At 63.7% G+C, this 23,597-nt stretch carries 20 protein-coding genes and 5 tRNA genes; 16 read left to right on the forward strand and 9 right to left on the reverse strand.

The genetic code is table 11. From position 1 onward, the window contains the following. Positions 1–14: 14 nt before the first annotated feature. Positions 15–458 (reverse strand): DUF6918 family protein, encoded by a 444-nt coding sequence (locus AC3WUM_RS15565; protein WP_492411225.1) that lies wholly within the window; start codon positions 456–458, stop codon positions 15–17. 23 nt (positions 459–481) lie between these two features. Between AC3WUM_RS15565 and AC3WUM_RS15570 the strand changes: the two genes are divergently transcribed. The 4 genes from AC3WUM_RS15570 to AC3WUM_RS15585 all read left to right on the forward strand — a co-directional run bounded on the left by AC3WUM_RS15570 (position 482) and on the right by AC3WUM_RS15585 (position 5,236). After that, positions 482–1,900: an ABC1 kinase family protein gene (locus AC3WUM_RS15570; RefSeq protein WP_492411226.1), complete on the forward strand. Its 1,419-nt coding sequence runs from the start codon at positions 482–484 to the stop codon at positions 1,898–1,900. A 154-nt stretch (positions 1,901–2,054) separates the two neighbouring features. Next, positions 2,055–3,407 (forward strand): DUF1329 domain-containing protein, encoded by a 1,353-nt coding sequence (locus AC3WUM_RS15575; RefSeq protein WP_492411227.1) that lies wholly within the window; start codon positions 2,055–2,057, stop codon positions 3,405–3,407. A gap of 66 nt (positions 3,408–3,473) precedes the next feature. Further along, positions 3,474–3,968, forward strand: coding sequence for a DUF2505 domain-containing protein (locus tag AC3WUM_RS15580; protein ID WP_492411228.1), 495 nt, complete (start codon positions 3,474–3,476; stop codon positions 3,966–3,968). Then, the gene (locus AC3WUM_RS15585; protein WP_492411229.1) at positions 3,965–5,236 is read left to right on the forward strand and encodes a serine hydrolase domain-containing protein; all 1,272 of its coding nucleotides are present in this window, start codon (positions 3,965–3,967) and stop codon (positions 5,234–5,236) included. Before AC3WUM_RS15580 ends, AC3WUM_RS15585 begins: the two co-directional genes overlap by 4 nt. Here AC3WUM_RS15585 and AC3WUM_RS15590 read toward each other — a convergent pair. After that, positions 5,177–6,640 (reverse strand): WS/DGAT/MGAT family O-acyltransferase, encoded by a 1,464-nt coding sequence (locus tag AC3WUM_RS15590; protein WP_492411230.1) that lies wholly within the window; start codon positions 6,638–6,640, stop codon positions 5,177–5,179. The two genes, AC3WUM_RS15585 and AC3WUM_RS15590, sit on opposite strands and share 60 nt — an antisense overlap. A gap of 104 nt (positions 6,641–6,744) precedes the next feature. After that, positions 6,745–7,386 carry a hypothetical protein gene (locus tag AC3WUM_RS15595; RefSeq protein WP_492411231.1) on the reverse strand — a complete coding sequence of 214 codons (642 nt, stop codon included), beginning with the start codon at positions 7,384–7,386 and terminating at the stop codon, positions 6,745–6,747. A 137-nt stretch (positions 7,387–7,523) separates the two neighbouring features. Here AC3WUM_RS15595 and AC3WUM_RS15600 point away from each other — a divergent pair, with 137 nt between their 5' ends. Then, positions 7,524–7,796 (forward strand): hypothetical protein, encoded by a 273-nt coding sequence (locus AC3WUM_RS15600; RefSeq protein WP_492411232.1) that lies wholly within the window; start codon positions 7,524–7,526, stop codon positions 7,794–7,796. Positions 7,797–7,889: 93 nt separating this feature from the next. Here the strand turns inward: AC3WUM_RS15600 and AC3WUM_RS15605 are convergent. Then, positions 7,890–7,965, reverse strand: a tRNA-Glu gene (locus tag AC3WUM_RS15605). Between the two features lie 15 nt (positions 7,966–7,980). Then, positions 7,981–8,056, reverse strand: a tRNA-Ala gene (locus AC3WUM_RS15610). 195 nt (positions 8,057–8,251) lie between these two features. On the opposite strand from AC3WUM_RS15610, the gene AC3WUM_RS15615 reads away from it, so the two are divergent. Beyond that, positions 8,252–9,874: an isovaleryl-CoA dehydrogenase gene (locus AC3WUM_RS15615; protein ID WP_492411233.1), complete on the forward strand. Its 1,623-nt coding sequence runs from the start codon at positions 8,252–8,254 to the stop codon at positions 9,872–9,874. Here AC3WUM_RS15615 and AC3WUM_RS15620 read toward each other — a convergent pair. Genes AC3WUM_RS15620 through hemP form a run of 3 tightly spaced genes read right to left on the reverse strand, consistent with a single transcriptional unit; the run spans position 9,871 to position 11,919 of the window. Next, positions 9,871–10,653 (reverse strand): heme ABC transporter ATP-binding protein, encoded by a 783-nt coding sequence (locus AC3WUM_RS15620; RefSeq protein ID WP_492411234.1) that lies wholly within the window; start codon positions 10,651–10,653, stop codon positions 9,871–9,873. The genes AC3WUM_RS15615 and AC3WUM_RS15620 overlap by 4 nt on opposite strands. Next, positions 10,654–11,706 (reverse strand): FecCD family ABC transporter permease, encoded by a 1,053-nt coding sequence (locus AC3WUM_RS15625; protein ID WP_492411235.1) that lies wholly within the window; start codon positions 11,704–11,706, stop codon positions 10,654–10,656. Between the two features lie 57 nt (positions 11,707–11,763). Next, positions 11,764–11,919: a hemin uptake protein HemP gene (gene hemP, locus AC3WUM_RS15630; protein ID WP_492411423.1), complete on the reverse strand. Its 156-nt coding sequence runs from the start codon at positions 11,917–11,919 to the stop codon at positions 11,764–11,766. Between the two features lie 181 nt (positions 11,920–12,100). On the opposite strand from hemP, the gene AC3WUM_RS15635 reads away from it, so the two are divergent. From AC3WUM_RS15635 to AC3WUM_RS15680, 10 genes are all read left to right on the forward strand, one after another. Further along, positions 12,101–12,185: transfer RNA gene (locus AC3WUM_RS15635), tRNA-Leu, on the forward strand. A gap of 90 nt (positions 12,186–12,275) precedes the next feature. Further along, complete coding sequence (gene tig / locus AC3WUM_RS15640) at positions 12,276–13,589, forward strand: trigger factor (RefSeq protein WP_492411236.1); 1,314 nt, start codon at positions 12,276–12,278, stop codon at positions 13,587–13,589. 50 nt (positions 13,590–13,639) lie between these two features. Next, a complete protein-coding gene (gene clpP, locus AC3WUM_RS15645) occupies positions 13,640–14,260 on the forward strand; it encodes an ATP-dependent Clp endopeptidase proteolytic subunit ClpP (protein WP_492411237.1) in 621 nt (206 codons plus the stop codon). A 97-nt stretch (positions 14,261–14,357) separates the two neighbouring features. Then, positions 14,358–15,629, forward strand: a complete 1,272-nt coding sequence (gene clpX, locus AC3WUM_RS15650) for an ATP-dependent Clp protease ATP-binding subunit ClpX (RefSeq protein WP_492411238.1) — start codon at positions 14,358–14,360, stop codon at positions 15,627–15,629. A 221-nt stretch (positions 15,630–15,850) separates the two neighbouring features. Further along, complete coding sequence (gene lon / locus AC3WUM_RS15655; RefSeq protein ID WP_492411239.1) at positions 15,851–18,181, forward strand: endopeptidase La; 2,331 nt, start codon at positions 15,851–15,853, stop codon at positions 18,179–18,181. Positions 18,182–18,466: 285 nt separating this feature from the next. Then, on the forward strand, positions 18,467–18,739 hold the full coding sequence (locus AC3WUM_RS15660; protein WP_007186932.1) for an HU family DNA-binding protein: 273 nt from the start codon (positions 18,467–18,469) through the stop codon (positions 18,737–18,739). 55 nt (positions 18,740–18,794) lie between these two features. Continuing rightward, a tRNA-Val gene (locus tag AC3WUM_RS15665) sits at positions 18,795–18,870 on the forward strand. Positions 18,871–18,880: 10 nt separating this feature from the next. Next, positions 18,881–18,957: transfer RNA gene (locus tag AC3WUM_RS15670), tRNA-Asp, on the forward strand. Between the two features lie 116 nt (positions 18,958–19,073). Further along, entirely contained in the window at positions 19,074–21,008 is a 1,935-nt protein-coding gene (locus tag AC3WUM_RS15675; RefSeq protein ID WP_492411240.1) for a SurA N-terminal domain-containing protein, read from the forward strand. 11 nt (positions 21,009–21,019) lie between these two features. Further along, positions 21,020–22,306, forward strand: a complete 1,287-nt coding sequence (locus AC3WUM_RS15680) for a dicarboxylate/amino acid:cation symporter (protein ID WP_492411241.1) — start codon at positions 21,020–21,022, stop codon at positions 22,304–22,306. 45 nt (positions 22,307–22,351) lie between these two features. Here the strand turns inward: AC3WUM_RS15680 and fabV are convergent, their stop codons facing one another. Next, positions 22,352–23,545, reverse strand: coding sequence for an enoyl-ACP reductase FabV (fabV, locus tag AC3WUM_RS15685; protein WP_492411242.1), 1,194 nt, complete (start codon positions 23,543–23,545; stop codon positions 22,352–22,354). Positions 23,546–23,597 lie beyond the last annotated feature (52 nt).

The raw sequence follows: 23,597 nt of genomic DNA on the forward strand, positions 1-23,597 counted from the left end.
GCTCGGCGGCATGCTCAGCCCAGGTATCCCGAAAGCGTCTTCGACAGCTCCGGCAACAGGGCTTCGAATTCGTCGCGAATGTTGCCGCGCAGCTTGCGATAGGTCGATCGAGCGGTATCGTTGGAACTCTGGGCCGCTCGAGCGTCGACCTTGCTCATGATCGCCTCGACGGTTTCGTCGGCGTTCTTGCGCAGGAACAGGCTGAAGTCGCGGTCGGTCGACTGGCCGAAGCGGGCATACAAGGGCTCGAGCGCGGCGATGAGGTCGGGCAGCAGGCGGCCGATCGCGCGCGGTATCAGGTCCGGCTTGGCCGCCTTGAGCATCGCGAGCCCGGCCTTGAGCGTGAGGCCGCGCAGGCTCCTCAAACTATTCAGATGGCGTTCGACTATCCTCACGCAGTCTGCGGCCAGTGCATCTTTCTGGTGCGGGGCCAGCAGAATCTCGGCAAGCGTGGACATATTTCTCCAAGGGCCTGGGTTGGATGGTCAAGAATAACGATGACGCCTCGTTGTTGCAGAGCAGCAAACGGGGCATGGACCGGCTCAAGACGAGGCCGTTCGAGCGCAATCTCGCACTGACCAAGCTCGGCTTCGGCGCTGGCAGCAAGATCGTCGCCCACGGCATTCGCAATATCTTCCGCGGCGAGATCGAGCGTAGCGAGGCCAATCGCGGTTTTTACGAACGCCAGGCTCAGGTGCTCGCCGATGAACTCGGCCAGCTCAAGGGCAGCGTCATGAAGGCCGGACAGATGCTGTCTCTCTGGGGACAGTATTTCCTGCCCGAAGAAGCCGTCGACGTGCTCGCGAGCCTGCAGGACGACACCGCGCCGGTGGCCTGGAAGTACATCGCTCCGGCGCTCGAGAAGGAGCTCGGACGAAAAAAATTGAGCGAGCTCGAGATCGATGAGGAGCCGATCGCGGCGGCTTCGCTCGGGCAGGCGCATCGTGCGCGCCGCAAGTCCGATGGCCTCGAACTGGTCGTCAAGGTGCAGTATCCGGGCGTGGCCGATGCGATCGACAGCGACATCCGCACGCTTTCGCGCCTCGTGCTGATGTCCAAGCTCACGCCCAAGGGGCTCGACGTCAACCCGATCTTCGCCGAGCTGCGCGAGATGCTGTATCAGGAGGTCGATTACAAGGTCGAGCGCCGCTACACCGAGACCTTCGCCGCCAAGCTCGCGGACGACGATCGCTTCGTCGTGCCCAAGGTGATCGCGGAGTATTCGAGCGGTCGCATCCTGACCACCACTTATGAGAGCGGCGTCAGTGCCCGCCACGCCTCGGTCGCCGCCTTGTCGCAGCCACGGCGCGACCGGCTCGGCAGCGCCTTCATCGAGCTGTTCCTGCGCGAATTCTTCGACTGGGGAATGGTGCAGACCGATCCGCATTTCGGCAATTATCGAATCCGCATCGACCCGCAGGACGAGCACGATCGCATCGTTCTGCTCGATTTCGGCGCCACCAAGCGCTTCGAGCGCAAGTTCATCGACTCGTACACCTGCATCGTCCGCGGCGCGCTCGAACGCAAGCCCGAGCTCATCGAGAAGGGCGCGCTACGCATCGGGCTCATGCAGCCGGATTTTCCGCGTGCGGTGCACGAAGCGTTCGCCACCATGTGCGAAGTCATCGTCGAGCCCTTCACCGATCCTTCCGAGGGCCGCGTGCCCGAGCCATTGTTGAATGAGACAGGGGGCTACCGCTGGGGAGCCAGTGATCTACCGATGCGCGTGACGCAGACTGGTGCTCGCAACGCCTTGTCTGTCTATTTCCGCGTGCCGCCGCGGGAGATCGTGTTTCTGCATCGTCGTCTGGCCGGCGTCTTCATTATGCTGGCCCAGCTGCGAGCCGAAATCTCCACGCGTGCCTCGCTACTGAAGGCGATCGAAGGCCTGGGCAGATGATGGCGCTTCATGCGATTCAGTACGCATGGATGCGCTTGCGTCTGGTTGTTTTTTGTGGTTTGCAGTCAGTTGGAAATTCGCTAGCATCGGCTCGTTTTTTAATTCAAAAATGACTCAGCGCTCACGTGCTCGAGTCCTGTCGAGGAGATGATCCATGAAACAGCGCATCGCGCTCACGCTCGGCGTCGCCTGTATGGCGTACGCCGCACTCGCATCAGCCAAAGTCGGTCCCGACGAGGCTGGCAAGCTCGGCAAGGACTTGACGCCGGTCGGCGCCGAAAAGGCCGGCAATTCCGACGGTTCGATTCCGGCCTGGGAGCCCGCTCCCAAGCACGGCAATCTGAGCGGCGAATTCCCGCACGATGAGAAGATCGACGCCGAAAAGCCCAAGTTCACGATCAACAAGGGCAACCTCGCGCAATACGAAGCCAAGCTCACCGAAGGTCACAAGTTCCTGCTGAAGACCTACGACAGCTACAAGATGAACGTCTACCCGACGCATCGTCAGGTCGACTACCCGGCCGAGATCAAGGACGCCACGGTCAAGAACGCGGGCACCTGCGAAATGATCGGCACCGATACGCTCGACAACTGCAAGCTCGGTTTCCCGTTCCCGATTCCGAAGACGGGCGCCGAGCCGGTCTGGAATCACAAGCTCAAGTTCCGCGGCGACTACGCCAAGCGCTACAACAACCAGATGATCGTGCAGCGCGACGGCCAGTTCGTGCTGACCAAGATCATCGAAGACGCCGCGTTCTACTACGGCTCGCCGAGCAAGCAGGTTCCGCTGACCAAGGATTCCGGCGAGTTCCTGCGCTATCTGTCGCGCACGATCGCGCCGCCGCGCCTGGCCGGCACCTTCATTCTCGTGCACGAGAAGGCGGGCACCGGTGAAGCGGGTCGTGCGGCCTGGCTCTACACGCCGGCGCTCAAGCGCATCCGCCGCGCGCCGACGGTCTGCTGCGACAACCCGTACGAAGGCACCGACGGCCACCAGTTCTACGATCAGGTGGACATGTTCAACGGTTCGCTCGAGCGCTACAACTGGAAGCTCGTCGGCAAGAAGGAAATCTACATCCCGTACGACAGCAACAAGATCGCGGGCAACACCATCAAGTACAAGGATCTGGTCCGTCCGAAGCACTTGAACCAGGATCTGCCGCGTTACGAGCTGCACCGCGTCTGGGTGGTCGAAGCCAACATCAAGCAGGGCACCAGCCACACCTTCGGCAAGCGCGTGATGTATCTCGACGAGGACAGCTGGAACATCGTCGCCGAGGACGACTACGACAACCGTGGCCAGCTCATGCAGTTCCATGAGGGCCATCTGGTGGTTGCGTACAACATCCAGGCCGCTTCGACGGTTCCGGAAGTGATCTATCACTTCAACTCGGGTCGCTACTTCATCACCGCCGCGTTCAACGAAGACAAGCCGTACGACCTCTCGGTCAAGTACAACGACGACTACTTCAACGCGAGCTCCGTGCAGAAGATGACGACCAAGTAAGTCGGCCTCAACGTCTCAAAACTCAGCCGCCGGGTTCATGCCCGGCGGCTTTTTCATGCCAGAGCAATGAATTTCAGTATTGAATTGCAGTACCCCGCCGCAGCCGAAACGGTGATGAAGATGGTCATCGACCAGCACTACTTCGAACGCAAATACCGGGCGCTCGAAGTGGCCGATTTCACGATCACGCAGCATCAGGTTTCGCACGAGACCTTCGGCATCGACTTTCGCTTCCGTGCTGCCGGCGCGACGAAGATTCCGGAGTTCGCGAAGAAATTCGTCGGCGATGCGATTCGCGTGAAGCAGGCCGAGCGCTGGCGGATCGCGCAGCGCAAGGGAACGATCGACATCGATATCGCCGGTGCGCCCGTGAGCGTGCATGCGGACATGCAGCTGTCCGCCAAGGACGCGAACCAGTCGACGCTCAGGCTCGACTGGACGATCCGCTGCGGCGTTCCGCTGCTCGGCGGCAAGGTCGAGAAACTCATCGCCGAAGACGTGCGGCGCCGCGCCGAGGCCGATGGCGCGATTTCCGCCAGGCTCGTGGGCGAGTACGCATGATCGAGCGGCTGCTCAAGCCGAATCGCATCGAGGTCGCGCGCGATCTGTCGCAGGTGACGACGCGCGATGCGGCGCTCGAAGTCGATCCCGCGTCGGTGCAGATGAGCCAGGCGCAGGTCGATCTGATCTGGCGGCGCATCGAGCAGCTGTACCAAACCGGCCTGCAGCCCGCGATTTCCTTCGTGCTCCGGCGCCAGGGGCGCATCGTCATGCGCCGGAGCATCGGCCATGCGGCGCTCGGTACGCGGGGGCCGCGGCCCGCGGCGCCATGCACGCCCGAGACGCCGATCTGCCTGTTCTCCGCATCCAAGGCGGTGACCGCGATGCTCGTGCACAAACTCGCCGAGCAGAAGCACATCGGCCTCGACGATCGCATCGAGCGCTACATTCCCGAGTACGGCGTCGAGGGCAAGGCGAGCACGACGGTGCGGCATCTGCTTGCGCATCGGGCCGGCATTCCGCGCGTGAAGCCGGGCACCGATCCGTCGATCCTGTTCGACTGGAAGGCGGTCGTGAAAATGCTCTGCGCGGCCAAGCCGATCAGCACGGAAGGCGAGGTGCAGTCGTATCACGCGATCACCGGCGGCTTCATTCTCGGCGAACTCGTGCAGCGCGTTTCGGGGCTGTCGTTGCAGGACTTCCTGGCCGAGCACGTCGCCAAGCCGATGGGGCTCGACGTCTTCAGTTACGGCCAGCCCGAATCGCGGCGCGGTGATGTGGCGATCAACTACGTGACCGGCCCGCGTCCGTGGTTTCCGCTGACGACCTACGTGCAGCAGATTCTCGGTGCGCCGTTCGAGCGCGTGGTCGAAGTTTCGAATTCGCCCGAATTTCTGTCGGCCGTGATTCCGGCCGGCAATCTCTACGCGACGGCCGACGGCATCGGCGCCTTCTTCGAGATGATGCTGAGCGGCGGGCAATGGAACGGCAGGCAGATCTTCAAACCCAAGACGATTGCCGAAGCCGTGCGTCCGGCCGGGCCGATCCACGTCGATCGCACCTTGTTCGTGCCGGTGCGGTTCAGTGCCGGAATGGTGCTCGGCGAATGGCCTTTCGGTCTGTACGGCCGTGATTGCCGCAGCGCTTACGGCCACCTCGGCTTCCTGACCACGATCTGCTGGGCCGATCCGGCGCGCGACGTTTCGGTGGCCTTACTGACCACCGGCAAATCGGTGTCGGCGGATCAGCTGCCTCCGCTGGTTCGCGTGCTAGGCACCATCAGCCGGGTTTGCAAGCCGCTTGCGCACTCGCGGCGCGCTGTTGATTGAGACCACGCGGCGCTCGACCTCATCGGGGTCGACCACGCCGAGCGCTTGCTCGAGTTCATCGAGCGCTTCGCCGGCGTAGACCGCGAGCTTCTGCACGCGCGGCAGCGAATCGCGGCAGGCCGTGAAGCTCAGCGTGAAGCTGTCCGCGTAGCCGAGCGCGGTGATGTTCAAGGCCTGCCCGCGAAACAGCACCGACAGCGGGAAGATGCCTTCGAGTTCGGCGCCGTCGAAATACAGCTTGTTGCGCGCAGCCGGCACGTTCGAGATCAGCACGTTGAACAGCGGCGGCAGCGTTCCCGAGAACCCGCTGACCTTCGCGACCGTGAGCGGCGCCATCAGCAGCAGACTGTACTGAGCGAGCGCGGTCGGCGACAGCTGCTGCACGTGGCGCTTGCCGGCCTGCGTCGAGGCGTTGATCGCGCCGAGGCGCTCGACCGGATCGGCGATCTGGGTTTCGAGATCGGTCAGCAGGCCGCACAGCGAATTGCCGCCGACCTGATTGCGGCGCGGACGCAAGGCGATCGGCACGAGCGAGACCAGCGACGAGCGCGGCAGCGCATCGAGTTCGAGCAGGTAGCGGCGCAGGGCGCCGCCGCAGACCGCGAGCAGCACGTCGTTGGTCGTGGTGCCGGTCTGTTCGGCGATGCGCTTGAGCCGGCTCAGCTTGAGTGCCTGCGTCGCGAAACGCCGCTGTCCGCTGATGCGCCCGTTGAGCAGGCTGTGAGGTGCCTTGAGCAAGGCCGGCAGGCTGCCGTTGGGATACTCGCGTCGCGCGCGAGCCAGGCTGCGATACACCTCGGGAAGCGCCCGCAGCTGCGAGCGCAACTGGGTCAGGCCGCGCTGGGCGGCGGCGAGCGGCCCCGGAGTCGGAGGACGCACGCTGGTCGGCAGCGGCATCGCCCACGGTGGCGGCTGATTGAGCGCTTCGGGGTTTTCGGAAAGCCAGCTCTTGATGAGCTTCAGGCCGCCGAGCCCGTCGATCGCCGCATGGTGGCCCTTGAGATAGATCGCGAAACGGTTGCCCTCGAGCCCTTCGATGATGTGGCATTCCCAGGGCGGGCGGCTCAGGTCGAGCGGATGCGAATGCAGCCGCGAGATCAGCATGCCGAGCTCGCGCTGGCCGCCGGGCTTCGGCAGCGCCGAATGGCGCAGGTGATAGTCGAGATCGACGTTGCGCTCGATCTCCCAGTACGGCGCGATCGCGGCGAGCGGGCCGCGCGCGAGCGCATGGTTGAACGGCGATCGGCTGACCGGATAGCTGCGCAGCCGGGCGACGAGCTGGCTCAGATACTGGCGCCCGGTCGCTGGCGGCAGGCGGAACGTCAGCAATGCGCCGACGTGCATCGGCGTGTCGGTCGACTCCATCCTCAGAAAGCAGGTGTCGATCAGGCTCAGCCTCTTCATCGCGCTCCTTGCATCATGGTTCAGCAGTCGCTGCGGCTGCGTACGATTTGGCATCAATTCGTAGGGAGCCTAATGGTTCGCCGCGGTTCGCGATAGTCGCCGGCTCAGCCGCTTGCCGCGGGCATCCAGTGCTTGAGCAGTTCGTGTGCAGGCCAGTACAGCAGCAGTGGCCAGCCGGCCAGCGTGAACGCGAGCCAGGCCCAGGCCGGCATCCAGGACTGCGGCGCGTCATCCGACAGCCCATGAACGTAGTTGATGTTCACCGGCTCGAGGCCGCGGACGGGCGAGGGCGGCGGCATGCAGAAATAGCAGATCAGCAGCAGCACGCTGGCGATCGCGGTCCAGCACGCCAGGGCGCGGACATCGTAGCCCGTGCGGCTCAGCAGGTAGAGCAACAGCAGCGGCAACCAGCCATGGAACAGCGAGAGTCCGCGCAGGCCGAGCGAGCGCTTGGAGTCGAACATGTAGTCGGTCATGCCCGACAGCCGCCACCCGAAGGCTCCGACCACGAAGTCGAGCAGCCAGAAGATCTGCGGGAGCAGAATGCCAACGGTCGCGATCGACAGCAGCAACGCGCTTTCGGTCCAGATGCCGGCGAGCGTCAGCAGCAGGGCCACATCGCAGAAGTAAAGAAAATTGCGAAGCCCATACTGGCGCAGGTAGACCGGCACGAGCACGGCCATGAACGCCGTGTAGGTCAGCTTCACGGACAACGGAATGAGCGCTTGGGGTGCGACGGCTTCCATGGGCCTCCAGGAGCGGATCGAACATCGATCGATGAAGCCGCGTTTATAACAGCCCCGTCGCCATGCGGCTGGCACGGCCCGTGCGATCGTGGCCGCGGCCGCAGACATTTGCACATCAACACAACAGGAGTTCGATTTTGGAAGACGACACGCAAGACCCCGACGTGATCCGCGAGGGAAGCCCGCTGTTTCCCGTCGTGGGATTCGGGCTCGCGCCGGTGCAGAACGGCATCGGCGTGCTCAAGCTTCGGTACTTCGAAGCGCCGGGCCAGTCGGTGCCCAGCGAGACGCCGGCCTACTCTTTGAACATCAGCACGCTGCGCCGCATGGGCGAGCAGTTCCTGGTGATGGCCGGCTATCTCGAAGCCGCGCAGGAAAAGCTCGCTGAAAGAGCGCAGAAGGTGGAGTGAAGAAAAGCCTTCTGGCAACAAAAAAGCGAAACCGGGCAGATCGGTTTCGCTTTGCTTGTCCGGTTGAACCGGAGACCTCAAGCCATTCGAAGATGGCGTCCCCACGGGGATTCGAACCCCGGTTACCTCCGTGAAAGGGAGGTGTCCTAGGCCTCTAGACGATGGGGACTTAGGAACGAAAATTTGGTGGAGCTAGTCGGGATCGAACCGACGACCTCCTGCATGCCATGCAGGCGCTCTCCCAGCTGAGCTATAGCCCCGTTTCAACGTGTTGCCCGTTGCAGCGGGCGCGCAGTATAGGCGGAACAAATTTGGCAAACAAGCATTTTTTTCAAATTGATGATGGTCCCTCGCGAGCGATTAAAACCTGTTCAAAGCGAGGCTTACATCGAATGGTTCGGTCCGGCGAAAGGGCCTCGTGCTTTAATCACGAGACCCATTTTCAGGAGGCTGTCATGCACGACGCCGATTGCTTCACCACGCACCAGGTCACCAACCAGCCGCCACCACTGCAGGGCTACAACGCTTTCGAGCTCGACGCCGCGCTGAAGTCCGCAGTACTGCGCGAGGCGGGCGACTGGGGCGCGTCGGATCTGCAGGTCTATGGCGCGATCGCGGGCGGCGAGCTGCTCGAACTCGGCTTCGCGGCCAACGAGAACAAGCCCAAGCTCAAGACTTTCGATCGCTACGGTCATCGCATCGACGAGGTCGAATTTCATCCGGCTTATCACCGGACCCTGTCGCTCGCGATGCAGCATGGCGTGCACAGCTATGCCTGGCGGCATCGGCGCGCCGGAGCGCAGGTGGTGCGATCGGCGCTGGCCTATCTGCACTATCAGGCCGAGGCAGGCACCAGCTGCCCGCTGACGATGACCTACGCGGCGGTGCCGGCCCTGCAGCACGCGCCAGCATTGGCCGAACGATGGCTGCCACGCATCACTTCGCTTCAGTACGACTCGCGCGTGCTGCCGGCCGATCGCAAGAGCGGCTGCACGATCGGCATGGGCATGACCGAGAAGCAGGGCGGCTCCGACGTGCGCGCGAATACGACGCGCGCGTTCTCGCGCGGCGACCATTACGAGATCGTCGGCCACAAATGGTTCTTCTCGGCGCCGATGTGCGACGCCTGGCTCGTGCTCGCGCAGGCTGAAGGTGGACTGAGCTGCTTTTTGATGCCCAAGCTGCTCGTGGACGGCACGCGCAACGCGATCCGCATCCAGCGGCTCAAGGACAAGCTTGGCGACTGGAGCAATGCGTCGAGTGAAGTGGAGTTCCACAACGCGCAGGCCTGGCTCGTCGGGGCTGAAGGCCGCGGCGTGGCGACGATACTCGAAATGGTCGCGCTGACCCGGCTCGATTGCATGACCGGCTCGGCCGGGCTCATGCGCCAGGCGCTCATGCAGGCGATTCACCATGCGCGGCACCGCACCGCGTTCGGGCGGCTGCTCGTCGATCAGCCGCTCATGCAGAACGTGCTCGCCGACATGGCGCTCGAAGTGGAGGCCGCGACCGCACTCGCGATGCGCACCGCGCGCGCGGTCGATGAAAAGGACACCGCGCTTGCGCGCATCCTCACAGCCGTCGGCAAATACTGGAACTGCAAGCGCGCGCCGGCCCTCGTCAACGAGGCACAGGAATGCCTCGGCGGCGCGGGCTATGTGGAGGAGTCGATTCTTCCGCGCCTGTATCGCCAGGCGCCGCTCAACTCGATCTGGGAAGGCAGCGGCAACGTGCAGTGTCTCGATGTGCTGCGCGCATTCTCGCGCGAGCCGGCTTCACGCGAGGCGGTGTTCGCCGAGCTGAGTTCGGCGCGCGGGGCGAACGGCGCTTACGACCGCGAGCTGACCGCGCTGACGTCGCTGCTCGGCGACGCCCAGCTGCTCGAATCGCAGTCGCGCGCGCTCGTCGAGCGCATGGCGCTGATGTTCCAGGCGGCGATCCTGATTCGAGCCGGCGACTCGTCGGTGTCGGATGCCTTCGTCGCGAGCCGGCTCGATGGCGGTCGCGGCCAAGTGTTCGGAACGCTGGCGGCCGATCTGCCGCTGCGCGCGCTGATCGATCGTGCCTGGCCCGGCTAGGGCCGGCTCACCACGATATAGGGGCGCGAGCTTGCGGGCGTCTGCGCGAGTTCGACGCGAATGCCGTACAGCTCGCTGAGCCGCTCGGCGGTCAGCACCTCGGCAGGCGGGCCGCTCGCAATGAGCTCGCCCGAGCGCAGCAGGCTCACGCGATCGGCGAAGGCCATGGCTTGGTTCGGGTCGTGCAGCACGGCGAGCGCGCCGCCGCCGCGATCGGCGAAAGCCCGTACCTGCGACAGGCAGTCGTACTGGTGCGCGAGGTCGAGGCTCGCGGTAGGCTCGTCGAGCAGCAGGTAGGCGGGCGGGCCGGGGCGATCGTTCCAGACCTGCGCGAGCACGCGGGCGAACTGGACGCGCGCGCGCTCGCCACCCGACAGCGTCGGATAGCGTCGCCCGGCGAGCTGGCTCACGCCGGCGGCGCGCAGGGCTTCGTCGATGATGCGGCTTTCCTCGCTCATTCCCATTGAAGCGCTCGCCAGCCGGCCGAGCTCCACGACCTCGCGCGCCGTGAAGCCGAAGCGCAGGTTTTCTTGCTGCGGCAACACGGCCCGGCGCGCTGCCAGCTGGGCGACGGGCCAATCCGAAAGCCGGCGGTCGTCGAGGCTGACGCTGCCGGTGCTCGGCTGCAGGTCGCCGCAAAGCAGTTGCAGCAAGGTCGACTTGCCGGCCCCATTGGCGCCGAGCACGGCGTGGACCTCGCCCGGACGCAGTTCGAGCGACAGCCCGGCCAGGCGGCGCCGCCCGTTCTGTGTAAGGCCCACGTCGATCGCCCGCAGCATCTACCAGGACTCGACGCGGTCACGGTGCCGCATCAGCAGGATCAGGAAGAACGGGGCGCCGAGCACGGCCGTCAGAATGCCGACCGGTAGTTCCTGCGGCGCGAAGCTCGTACGCGCGATGACGTCCGCGGTCGCGAGCAGCGCCGCGCCGCAGAGCGCGCTGGCCGGTAGCAGCGTGCGATGGTCCGGCCCGGCCCACAGGCGAATCCAGTGCGGAGCGAGCAGGCCGATGAAGCCGATCAGCCCGCTCAGGGCGACGCAGCAGGCCACGGCGAGCACGACGGCGGCAAGCACACGGCGCTTGAGGCGCTCGACGTCGACGCCCAGGTGGCGCGCCTCGGCTTCGCCTAGCAGCAGTGCGTTAAGGGAGCGCGACTGGCGTGGCAGCCAGAGCAGCAGGGCGAGCAGGATCGGCGCGATCAGCGCGATCTCGCGCCAGCCCGATTTGGCCAGCGAGCCGAACATCCAGAAGCTGATGTTGCGCAGGGCGCTCGGATCGGCGATCGACACGATGAAGCCGATGCCCGCCGCGAACAGCGCATTCGCCGCCAGGCCGGCGAGCAGCAGGGTGGTGACGCGCGTGTGGCCGTCGGAACGGGCCAGTCGGGAAGCCAGCCCGGCGCTCAGCAGTCCACCTGCGAACGCGGCGAGCGGGATCGACACGATCCGCATCGACTCGGGCGCATGGCGGCCCAGCAGGATTGCCAGCGCCGCGCCGAATGCGGCGCCGCTCGCGACGCCGATGAGGCCGGGATCGGCCAGTGGATTGCGAAACAGGCCCTGCATCGCGGCGCCCGACTGCGCGAGGCTCGCGCCGACCAGCAAGGCGAGCACGACACGTGGGAGCCGCAATTGCAGGACAGTGCCGACCTCGAATGCACCGAGCGGCGGATCGAGCCTGATCCCGAACGCAGGGATCAGGCTGCCGATCACCCTGGGCAAGGCGATGGAACTGCTGCCCAGGCAGAGCCCCAGAACAGACGCCGCGACGACGGCGACTGCCAGCAGGAGCATCAGCGCCGAGCGCGATCGGAGGCGGGAAGGGGCGGCCATAGCCGCCTATTCTGTCATCCCGAACCCGGCCCTCGCGCCGGCGCGAGAAATGATTTCCTACTTGTTCAGAATGAGCTTGTCGTTGCGCGTCAGGCGCAGGCGGTATTCCTGGCCCTGATGCTCGATGATCAGCTCATGCGTGCCGCGGAACAGGTCCTGGCTCTTGAGGCGGGGCTGCACGGAGGTGCGGATGACCGGGTTGCGACGCGGCATGCTGAGGGTGGCGCTTTCCATCGGTGACTCCTTCGTGGTTGATGATTGAATGATAATGATTATCAATAACGCGTCAATGGGATTCGGCACTCGGGTGACGAACGGTTACCCGTCGACGGCTTGGCTGCGCAAACGGGCAGTCGGCGTACGCGCTGATATACTTCCGGGCTCGGTCGCGCAGGCGAGAGTGGCGGAATTGGTAGACGCCCGGGATTTAGGTTCCCGTGCCGCAAGGCGTGCGAGTTCGAGTCTCGCCTTTCGCACCATCACCTTCGGGTGAGCGACCGACCGATCAAGGGTGCCGCTCGGCGGACGCCCCCGTACAAACCACAACACACCAATAAGAGTCATCTTCAATGGAAGTCCAACTCGAAACCCCGGGCGGCCTGCTCCGCCAGCTGAAGGTCCGCATCCCCGCCGAGAACGTCACCAAGGCGGTCGAACAGCGCCTTCGGCAGCTATCCAGCCGCGCCAAGGTGCCGGGTTTCCGTCCGGGCAAGGCTCCGCAGAAGGTGATTGAGCAGCAGTACGGCGCCTCCGCTCGTCTCGACGCGGTCAGCGACCTCGTCCAGAAGAGCTATCCGGAAGCGCTCGGCAAGGCCGGCGTGAACCCGGCCGGCATGCCGAAGATCGACATCACGGCTGAAGCCCCCGGCCAGCCGCTCGAGTACACCGCGAGCTTCGAGGTGTATCCGGAGATCACGCTGCAGGGCCTGGACTCGTTCAAGATCGAAAAGCCTGCCGTGCTGATCCAGGATTCGGACATCGACAAGCTCATCGAAAACCTGCGCAAGGGCCGTCGCACGTTCGAAACCGTGTCGCGTCCCGTGGCTTCGGGTGACTCCGTGAACATCGACTTCGAAGGCAAGCTCGATGGCGTGCCGTTCGATGGCGGCAAGGGCGAGAAGGTGGAGTTCGAAGTCGGCGCCGGCCAGTTCCTGCCGGACCTCGAGAACGGCATCGTCGGTCATTCGGCCGGCGAAACCTTCGACGTCCCGGTGAGCTTCCCCGAGGACTATCGCGCCGAGAACCTCAAGGGCAAGACGGCCGTCTTCACCGTGACCGTGCACGAGGTCAAGGAAGCCAAGCTTCCGGCGCTCGACGATGCCGATTTCCTGGCCGCCCACAACGTCGATTCCGCGGCGACCCTGCGCGACAAGGCCAGGTCGGCGCTCGAAGGCGAGCGTGACAAGGCGATCCGTAACCGCCTGAAATCTCAGGCGCTCGAGCAACTGCTCGCGCAGAACCCGATCGACGTGCCGGGCGCGCTGATCGAGCAGGAGATTCCGCGCCTGCGCGAAGATGCCGCCAGCCGCATGAACCTGCGCAACGTGCCGCCCGAGAAGCGCGACGAACTGCTGCCTAACTCGCTGTTCGAACAGACCGCGCGCCGCCGCGTGGCGCTCGGCCTGCTGATCGGCGAAGTGATCAAGGCCCAGAACATCCAGCTCGACGCGGCTCGCGTCGACAAGGCGCTCGACGAACTCGCCGCCGATTACGAGCAGCCCGAAGAGGTCAAGCAGTACTACCGCAGCAATGGCCAGATGATGCAGAGCCTGCGCGCGGTTTCACTCGAAGATCAGGTGGTCGAAGCGCTGCTTGCCGGGACCACGCCGACCGAGCAGCCGATGAGCCTGGAACAGCTCTTGAATCCCCAGGCTCAGGCCTGATTTCCATCAAGACGCGCTTCCAGACAACTCCCCAATCCAGCCGAGGATCAATGACCGACATTCGCGCCCGTGCTACCGGACTCGTCCCGATGGTGGTCGAACAGACCGCCCGTGGCGAGCGCGCCTACGACATCTACTCCCGGCTGCTCAAGGAGCGGATCATCTTCATCGTCGGCCCGATCGACGATTACATGGCGAACATCGTGGTCGCGCAGATGCTGTTCCTGGAGTCGGAGAACCCCGACAAGGACATCCATCTGTACATCAACTCGCCGGGCGGCATCATCACGGCTGGCCTGTCGATCTACGACACCATGAAGTTCATCAAGCCGGACGTGGCGACGATGTGCATCGGGCAGGCGGCCAGCATGGGCGCCTTCCTGCTGTCGGCCGGCACCAAGGGTAAGCGCTATTCCTTGCCGCATTCGCGGATCATGATTCACCAGCCGTCCGGTGGTGCTCAAGGAACGGCCGCCGATGTCGAAATACAGGCTAGGGAAATCCTGTTCCTGCGTGAGCGCCTCAACAAGCTGATGGCCGATCACACCGGGCAGCCCGTCGAGCGTATCGCCAAGGATGTCGAGCGCGACTACTTCATGAGCGCCGAGGCGGCCAGGGACTACGGCATGATCGACCGGATTCTGGAAACCCGGTTACCCTCAGCCACATAGGCGAATTCTTGACCATTTTGCGCACACGCGGGTGCGTGTTATATGTAGGTCGACCCGGTCCTGGGCCCGTTGCGCAGGCCGGAATGAGGAAAGATAGATGAGTGGAGATTTGCGCGGAGGCTCCCACAACGGCCGGGTGCTGTACTGCTCGTTCTGCGGCAAGAGCGAGCATGAAGTCCGGAAGTTGATCGCGGGTCCGTCCGTCTATATCTGCGACGAGTGCGTCGATCTTTGCAATGACATCATTCGCGAAGAAGTCCACGCCAAGCCGCAGACCAAGGGCTTGCCGAAACCGCAGGAAATCCGCGCGGTCCTCGACGAGTACGTGATCGGCCAGGAACAGGCCAAGAAGGTGCTGTCCGTCGCGGTCTACAACCACTACAAGCGGCTGTCGACCAAGGGTTCGCAGGACGGCGTCGAACTCGCCAAGTCCAACATCCTGCTGATCGGGCCGACCGGCTCGGGCAAGACCTTGCTCGCCGAGACGCTGGCTCGCCTGCTCGACGTGCCGTTCGCAATCGCCGATGCCACCACGCTGACCGAAGCGGGCTATGTGGGCGAAGACGTCGAAAACATCATTCAGCGCCTGTTGCAGAAGTGCGATTACGACATCGAGAAGGCGCAGCGCGGCATCGTCTACATCGACGAAATCGACAAGATCGCCCGCAAGAGCGAGAACCCCTCGATCACGCGTGACGTCTCGGGCGAGGGCGTGCAGCAGGCCCTGCTCAAGCTGATCGAAGGCACCATCGCCCAGGTTCCGCCGCAGGGCGGTCGCAAGCATCCGCAGCAGGAGTTCCTGCAGGTCAACACGGCCGGCATCCTGTTCATCTGCGGCGGTGCGTTCGCGGGCCTGGAGCGAGTGATCCAGCAGCGCACCGAGCGTACCGGCATCGGCTTCTCGGCCGACGTGAAGTCGCAGAAGGACACGGCGCAGCTCAACAGGATGTTCTCGTCGATGGAGCCGGACGATCTGATCCGCTTCGGCCTGATTCCGGAATTCGTCGGCCGCCTGCCGGTCGCCGCGATCCTCGAAGAGCTCGACGAAGCCGCATTGATGTCGATCCTCAAGGAGCCGAAGAACGCGCTGGTCAAGCAGTACGCCAAGCTGTTCCAGATGGAAGGCTGCCAGCTCGAGCTACGCGAGGACGCGCTGCGCGCTGTCGCGCGCAAGGCCAAGGAGCGCCGCACGGGTGCGCGTGGCCTGCGTACCATTCTCGAGAACATCCTGCTCGACGTGATGTACGACTTGCCGTCGATGCAGAACGTCTCGAAGGTGGTCGTCGACGAAGCCGTGGTGAAGGGCGAGGCCAAGCCGTTCATCGTCTACGAGAATGCCGAGAAGCGCGAAGTCAAGAACAGCGCCTGAGTCTTTCGCTCGGTCGCTGCTCGAATTGACGCCCCGCTCGATGCGGGGCGTTTTCGTTTAGGCCGAGGGGGCTTTGCCGCTATCGGAGCTTGAAACCACCGCACCGACCCTCATCTGCAATAATCAGGCATCACCGCCGCCAACGAGAGTTCTAAGTGGAAGCGACCCAAGACCGTCAAGCGCCCGTTCTTCCTCTGCGTGATGTGGTGGTCTACCCCCACATGGCGATACCGTTGTTCGTGGGCCGTGAGAAATCCATTCGCGCGCTCTCCGCCGCCATGCAGAACGACAAACGCATTCTGCTCGTCGCCCAGCGCACGGCGGACACGGATGATCCGAGCGCGAATGACATCTATCGCGTCGGCACGCTCGCGAGCATTCTGCAGATGCTCAAGTTGCCCGACGGCACCGTGAAGGTGCTCGTCGAAGGCGTGCAGCGCGCGCAGATTCTGAAGCTCGACATGGACGGCAACTACGCAGTCGCCGACTGCAAGCCCTTGCCGATCGACGAGGTTCCGGCCGCGGGCCGAGAAGTCGATGCGCTCGTGCGTTCGACGCTTGCGCAGTTCGAGCAGTACATCAAGCTCAACAAGAAAGTGCCGGCCGAATTGCTGCCGTCGCTCGCGAGCATGGATGCGCCGGGCCGCCTCGCGGACACCATCGCCGCGCATCTGAACCTGAAGCTCGAAGACAAGCAGCAGGTGCTCGAGATCGACGATCCGCATGCGCGTCTCGAACACGTGTTCTCGCAGCTCGAAAGCGAGATCGACGTGCTGCAGATCGAGAAGAAGATCCGCGGTCGCGTGAAGTCGCAGATGGAGAAGAATCAGCGCGAGTACTATCTCAACGAGCAGATGAAGGCGATTCAGAAAGAGCTCGGTGAAGGCGAGGACGCGCCCAACGAGCAAGAGGAATACGCGCGCAAGATCGAAAAGAGTGGCATGCCCAAGGAAGCCAAGGCCAAGGCCAAGGCGGAATTGAACAAGCTCAAGATGATGCCGCCGATGTCGGCCGAAGCCACTGTCGTGCGCAACTATCTCGATCACCTGACCACGGTGCCGTGGAAGAAGGCGACCAAGACGCGCATCGATCTGAAGGTCGCGCAGGACAAGCTCGACGAAGACCATCACGGGCTCGAGAAGGTCAAGGAGCGCATCCTCGAATATCTCGCCGTGCAGAGCCGCGTGAAGAAGCTGCGTGGGCCTATCCTGTGCCTGGTCGGTCCGCCCGGCGTCGGCAAGACCAGCCTCGGTCGTTCGATCGCCGAGGCGGTGAATCGCAAGTTCGTGCGCATGTCGCTTGGCGGCGTGCGCGACGAGGCCGAGATTCGCGGCCACCGTCGCACCTACATCGGCGCGATGCCCGGCAAGATCGTGCAGAACCTGACGAAAGTCGGCGTGAAGAATCCGCTGTTCCTGCTCGACGAAATCGACAAGATGAGCATGGATTTCCGCGGTGATCCGTCGGCCGCGTTGCTCGAGGTGCTCGATCCCGAGCAGAACTCGACGTTCAACGATCACTATCTCGACGTCGATCTCGATCTGTCGGACGTGATGTTCGTCGCCACCGCGAACACGCTCAACATTCCGGGACCGCTGCTCGATCGCATGGAAGTCATTCGCCTGTCGGGCTACACCGAGGACGAAAAGCTCAACATCGCCAAACAGTATCTGATTCCGAAACAGCTCAAGAACAACGGCCTGAAGGCCGAAGGCGAACTCGAGATCAGCGATGCGGCGATTCGCGCGCTGATTCGTCATTACACGCGCGAAGCCGGTGTGCGTAATCTCGAGCGCGAGATCAGCAAGGTTGCGCGCAAGGTCGTGAAGGAAGTGCTGCTCAAGCCCACCGACAAGGCGCTCAAGGTCACCGACAAGAATCTCGACAAGTATCTTGGCGTGCAGAAGTTCCGCTACGGTCGTGCCGAGGAGAAGAACCAGATCGGTCAGGTCACGGGTCTCGCATGGACCGAAGTCGGCGGCGAGCTGCTGTCGATCGAAGCGGCGCTTTCGCCGGGCAAGGGCAAGCTCACGCAAACGGGTTCGCTCGGCAACGTCATGCAGGAGTCCATCCAGGCCGCGTTGACCGTCGTGCGTTCACGCGCGCGTGGACTCGGCATCGATCCAAGCTTCCATCAATCGAACGACATCCACGTGCACGTGCCCGAAGGCGCCACTCCCAAGGACGGCCCGAGTGCCGGCATCGCGATGTGCACCGCGATGGTGTCCGCGTTGACTGGCATTCCGGTGCGGGCCGATGTCGCGATGACAGGCGAGATCACCTTGCGCGGGGAAGTGCTGCCGATCGGTGGCCTGAAGGAAAAGCTGCTCGCGGCTCAGCGTGGTGGTATCCGCACGGTGGTGATTCCGCACGAGAACGTGAAGGATCTCGCGGACATTCCGCCGAACATCAAGAAAGAGCTCAAGATCGAGCCGGTGCGCTGGATCGAAGACGTGCTCAAGACCGCGCTCGAAAGCATGCCGGAGCCCAAGCCAGCCGAATCGCCCTCACCGGTGCCGGCATCGCAGACCGATCTCGTCAGGCCGCACTGACGCGTCGAAGGACTTTCGGCAGGACGCGTCCCCTGCGTAAAAAACCGCGTTCCGGACGGGTGTTTTTCCTGGTCCGGAACGCGGTTTTCTTTGTTGACGCTCAACTCAGGCGCTTGCTATAAAAACAACCGTCCTCCATCGCGTAACTCACACTACATTGCAGCTCGGACATCTCACGCGGGTCTGATGTCGAGAGCTAGCGCGCGTGCGTAGGTTCCCAACATTGCATGACCGACGCCGCCGTTCGCGTCAGCTGTGGCGGCATCATTTCCCAGGGATTTTCAGATGAACAAAGCAGAACTCATTCAAGCCGTTGCGGACAAGGCCGATCTGTCGAAAGCCGACGCAACACGTGCGCTTGATGCTATGATTCTGGTCATCGGCAAGGCGCTCAAGAAGAAGGACAAAGTAGCGCTTGTCGGGTTTGGTACCTTTCAGGTTCGTGAGCGCGCAGCTCGTGTTGGTCGCAATCCCAAGACCGGTGCAGCGCTCAAGATCAAAGCCAGCAAAACGCCTTCATTTAAAGCTGGCAAAGCTCTGAAAGATGCTATAAAGTAGCGGACTCGGTGGGGCGATTCGGTTAGCGCGAAAATCTTCTCCGGCATCACCTGACGGGTGCTTAGCTCAGCTGGTAGAGCGTCGCCCTTACAAGGCGAATGTCGGCGGTTCGAGCCCGTCAGCACCCACCAAAAAAATAGTGGAGCGGTAGTTCAGTTGGTTAGAATATCGGCCTGTCACGCCGAGGGTCGCGGGTTCGAGTCCCGTCCGCTCCGCCACTTGTTGCAACAGATGGGGCACCTCAAAAGGGTGCCTTATTTGTTTGTGCCGCAAAAAATTGCGCGGCAATAAATCCTCAGAATTCCGCTAGCAAACTCATCATCGGAAGACCTCCATGCTGCAGTCCATCCGCGATCGCCTGTCCGGTCCCATCGTCTGGTTCGTGATCGGCCTGATCTGTATCCCGTTCGCATTCTGGGGTGTCGAGTCGTTCCGGAGCGGTGGGGCCGATCCGGCGGTGGCGAAAGTCGGTGACAAGGAAATCACGCAGGCCGAATTCCGTCAGGGCTACGATCAGCGCTATCAGCAGCTCGTCTCGCTGATGGGCGAGAACTTCCGTCCCGAGATGATCGATCAGGCGCGGTTCCGCCAGAACGTCATCAACGACATGGTGCAGGAATCACTCATGCGCCAGTACACGCAGGCCGAAGGCTATCGTGCGACCGATGCGGCGGTATTCGACTATCTGAGCAGCGTGCCGGCGTTCCAGGAGAACGGAAAGTTCTCCGCTCAGCTTTATCGCGATCTGCTCGCCCGTCGCGGCATGAATCCGCAGACTTTCGAATCGCAGCTCAGAAGCTCGCTGGTGATCGACCAGCTGCGCGAGGCCATCGTCGATTCGGCATTCGTGAGCAGCGAAGAAGCCGCATTGGCCTATCGCCTGGGTGCGCAGCAGCGTGAGATCGGCGTGGCCCTGTTCTCGGTCGACAAGCTCAAGGCCAGCGCGCAGGTGACCGATGCGCAGGTTTCCGAGCATTACGAAGCCAACAAATCGCGTTATACGGCGCCCGAGCGTCTCAAGCTGTCGTATGTCGATCTCGATATCTCGCAGTTGCCGAAGGCCGAGAACCCCGGTGCCGACGTGCTCAAGACGCTCTACGACGCGGAGAAGGACAGCCGTTTCGCGAGCCCGGAGGAGCGCAAGGCTCGCCATATCCTCGTGAACTTCGGTGCCGACAAGTCGGAAGCCAAGAAGAAGATCGAGAAGCTCGCTTCGGAGCTCAAGGGCGGCGCCGATTTCGCTACGCTTGCGAAGGAGAATTCCGACGACACCGGCTCCAAGGCGGCGGGTGGCGATCTGGGTTGGGTGCGTCGCGGTGTGATGGTCGGCAAGTTCGAGGAAGCCCTGTTCGGCCTCAAGCAGGGGCAGGTCAGCGACCCGGTCGAAACCGAATTCGGCTGGCATCTGATCCAGCTCGAAGAGCTCAAGGCGCCGGCCATCCGGCCGTTCGAAGACGCGGAAGTGCAGGCCGAGCTGCTTGAGGTCTATCAGCAGCGCGATGTGCAGAAGCGCTTCCAGGAACAGTCCGAGAAGCTCGGCGAGCTCGCGTTCGAGAACCCGACTTCGCTCGACGCGGTTGCCAAGGCGCTCGATCTGAAGGTGCAGACCACCGATTGGTTCACGCGTGAAGGCGGGGCCGGCATTCTGGCGGATGAAGGCGTCAAGCAGGCCGCTTTCTCGACGGAAGTGCTGGCCGACAACGAGAACAGCAAGCCCCTGCCGCTCGGTCAGGAGCGCGTCGTGGTGATTCGCAAGGCCGAGTACGAGGCGCCGCGCGAGCGCAAGCTCGAGGAAGTGGCCGAGACGATCAAGGATGAGATCAGGCTCGAGACCGCCAAGACGCAAGCCGCGGCCAAAGCGGACGAGCTGATCAATGCGCTGCAAAGCGGACAGGCTCTGCCGGCTGCGGCCGAAGCGGCTGGCGCGAGCGTCGAATACACCGGAACGGTCAAGCGCAGCGATGCGCAGCCGGATCGCGCGACGCTCGACACGGTGTTCCGTCTGCCGCGTCCTGCCGACGGCAAGACCAGCACGGGCAAGGCGGTGCTCGCCAATGGTGACGTGACCGTGGTGATGCTCAGCAAGGTCACCGAGCCGTCGGCCGCCGACGCCTCCGCCGAGAGCAGCGAGCGTTCGCGCCTGCGCGAGCAGGTCGCGGGCGCCGAGTTTGGCTCCATGCGCAAGGCGCTCGAGAAGGAGATCAAGGTCGAGATCAAGCAGGCCGAAGTCGACGAGGCCGCCAATCCCGAAGAGGGTGCCGCGCCCTAGCGGATGATTCGATGCGACTGCCCGCCCTCCACTGGCAGATCGTCATCGCCCTGGTCCTCGCGGCCGGGGCCGGTTTCTGGCTCGGTGAAGTGGAAGGCTTCATCACCTTCTGCGATTTCGTCGGCAAACTGTTCCTCAACGGGCTGAAGCTGCTCGTGGTGCCGCTGGTGCTGTCGGCGATGATCGCCGGCATCGGCACGATCACCCAGACCCAGGCGCTCGGTCGCTACGGTCTCGTTACGCTGGGCTTTTACGTCGGCACCGGATTCGTCGCGATTTTGACCGGGCTGCTGATGGTCAATCTGCTGCAGCCCGGCATCATCGGCGGCAAACCGGCGGGCCCGCTGCTCGGGCTCGATTCGAACGTCGGCGACGTGATGTCCTCGGTCGAAGGCAAGGGCGCCGGCGATCTGCTCGACGTCCTGCTGCGTCTGGTCCCCGAGAACCTGTTCGCCGCAGCCGCGGCCGGCGACATGCTCGGCCTCGTGCTGTTCGGCTTTCTGTTCGGCTATTTCGTCTCGCGACTGCCCAAGGACCTGCACAAGACGCAGCGCGAGTTCTGGCAGGGCCTCTACGAGATCATGATCGGCATCGCCAACCTGATCATGCGCCTGGCTCCGCTCGGCGTGTTCGGCCTGGTGGCGCCGATCATCGCCAAGACCGGCTGGAGCGCGTTCAAGCCGCTGGCCTGGTTCTGCGTCGCCGTGCTCGGCGCGCTGGCGATCCACGTCACCGTGACCTTGCCGCTGGTGCTGCGCTTCGTCGCGCGCGTTTCGCCGATCAAGCATTTCCGCACGATGGGGCCGGCGATGCTGACGGCGTTCTCGACAAGCTCCTCGGCCGCGAGCCTGCCGGTGACGATCGATCGACTGCAGAAGCAGGGCGGTGTGCCGCAGCGCATCACCGGTTTCGTGCTGCCGATCGGGGCGAACATCAACACCGACGGCACCGCGCTCTATGAGTGCGCCGCCGCGATGTTCATCGCGCAGGCCTACGGCTTGCCGCTAGCTCTGCCGACGCAGTTCATCATCGTGCTCGCGGCCTTGCTGACCTCGGTCGGCGTGGCCGGGATTCCGTCGGCGAGCCTCGTCGCGATCGCGTTGATCCTGGGCTCGATCGGCCTGCCGCTCGAAGGCGTCGGCCTGGTGCTCGCGGTCGATCGCATTCTCGACATGTGCCGCACGGCTGCGAACGTCTTCGGCGATTCCTGCGCCACCGTGGTCGTCGCGCGGCTCAACGGCGAAGACGGGGTGCATGGTGAGCCGGCCCTGGGTTCCAAAGCCCATCCCAGGTCGTAAAAAAGCCCGCGATCGACGCGGGCTTTTGCATTGCGGCTCGACAGCTCAGCCGACCACGTTCGCGATCGGCGTGACCGGATCGACGTCGGCCTCGTAGTCGACGCCCGCGATGTCGAAACCGAACAGGCGCAGGAACTCCCGGCGATACGAGGCGAAGTCCGTGAGCGTGTTGATGTTGTCGTTCTCGACGAGGTTCCAGGTCTTCTCGATCTCGTCCTGCACGGCCGGCTCGAGCTCCTTGTAGTCGGTGCGGATGCGGCCTTCGTCGTCGAGGCGCGGCGTGGCGCCGTAGAGGTTGTCCTTGTAGAGCTCGACGAGCTGTTCGATGCAGCCCTCGTGGGTGCCGTTCGCCTTCATAATCTTGAACAGCATCGCCAGATACAGCGGCATCACCGGAATCGCCGAGCTGGCTTGCGTGACGACGGCCTTGAGCACGGCGACGCGCGCATCGCCGCCGCTGGCACCGAGCTTGGCGCGAATGTCGAGCACCTTCTTGTCGAGATCCTTCTTGGCGGCGCCGATGGTGCCGTTCCAGTAGATCGCGCGCGTGACCTTCTCGCCGAGGTAGGTGAAGGCCGTGGTCTTGGCGCCCGGCGCGAGCACGCCGGCGGCGTCGAGCGCGTCGATCCACATCTGCCAGTCTTCGCCGCCCATGACCGCGACGGTGTTGTCGATCTCTTCCTGCGTCGCCGGCTCGAGCGTGATCTCCTTGATGATCACCTTGTCGGTGTCGAGTCCGCGCTGCGTGAGCGACTGGCCGATCGGCTTGAGCGTGGAGCTGAAGACCTCGCCGGTCTTCGGATGCTTGCGGCGCGGAGAGGCGAGGCTGTAGACGACCAGATCGACCTGCCCGAGATCCTGCTTGATGACCTCGATGGTCTTCTGCTTGATCTCGTCGGAGAAGGCGTCGCCGTTGATGCTCTTGGCGTAGAGGCCCTTGCCCTCGGCGAACTTGTGGAAGGCCGCCGAGTTGTACCAGCCGGCGGTGCCGGTCTTGCCTTCCTCGCCGGGCTTCTCGAAGAACACGCCGAGCGTCGCGGCGCCATAGCCGAAGGCCGCGGTGATGCGGGCGGCGAGGCCGTAGCCGGTCGAGGCGCCGATCACGAGCACTTTCTTGGGGCCGGCGCCGAACGCGCCCTGGGCCTGCACGTACTCGATCTGCTGCTTCACGTTGGCTTCGCAGCCAGCCGGGTGAGCGGTCACGCACATGAAGCCACGGATACGGGGTTTGATGATCATCAGAGCGAAATCAGTAGGGGATCGGCCGCCCATGATACGGGGGCCGATGCGC

The sequence above is a fragment of the Hydrocarboniphaga sp. FW305-C-57 genome (assembly GCF_058783045.1).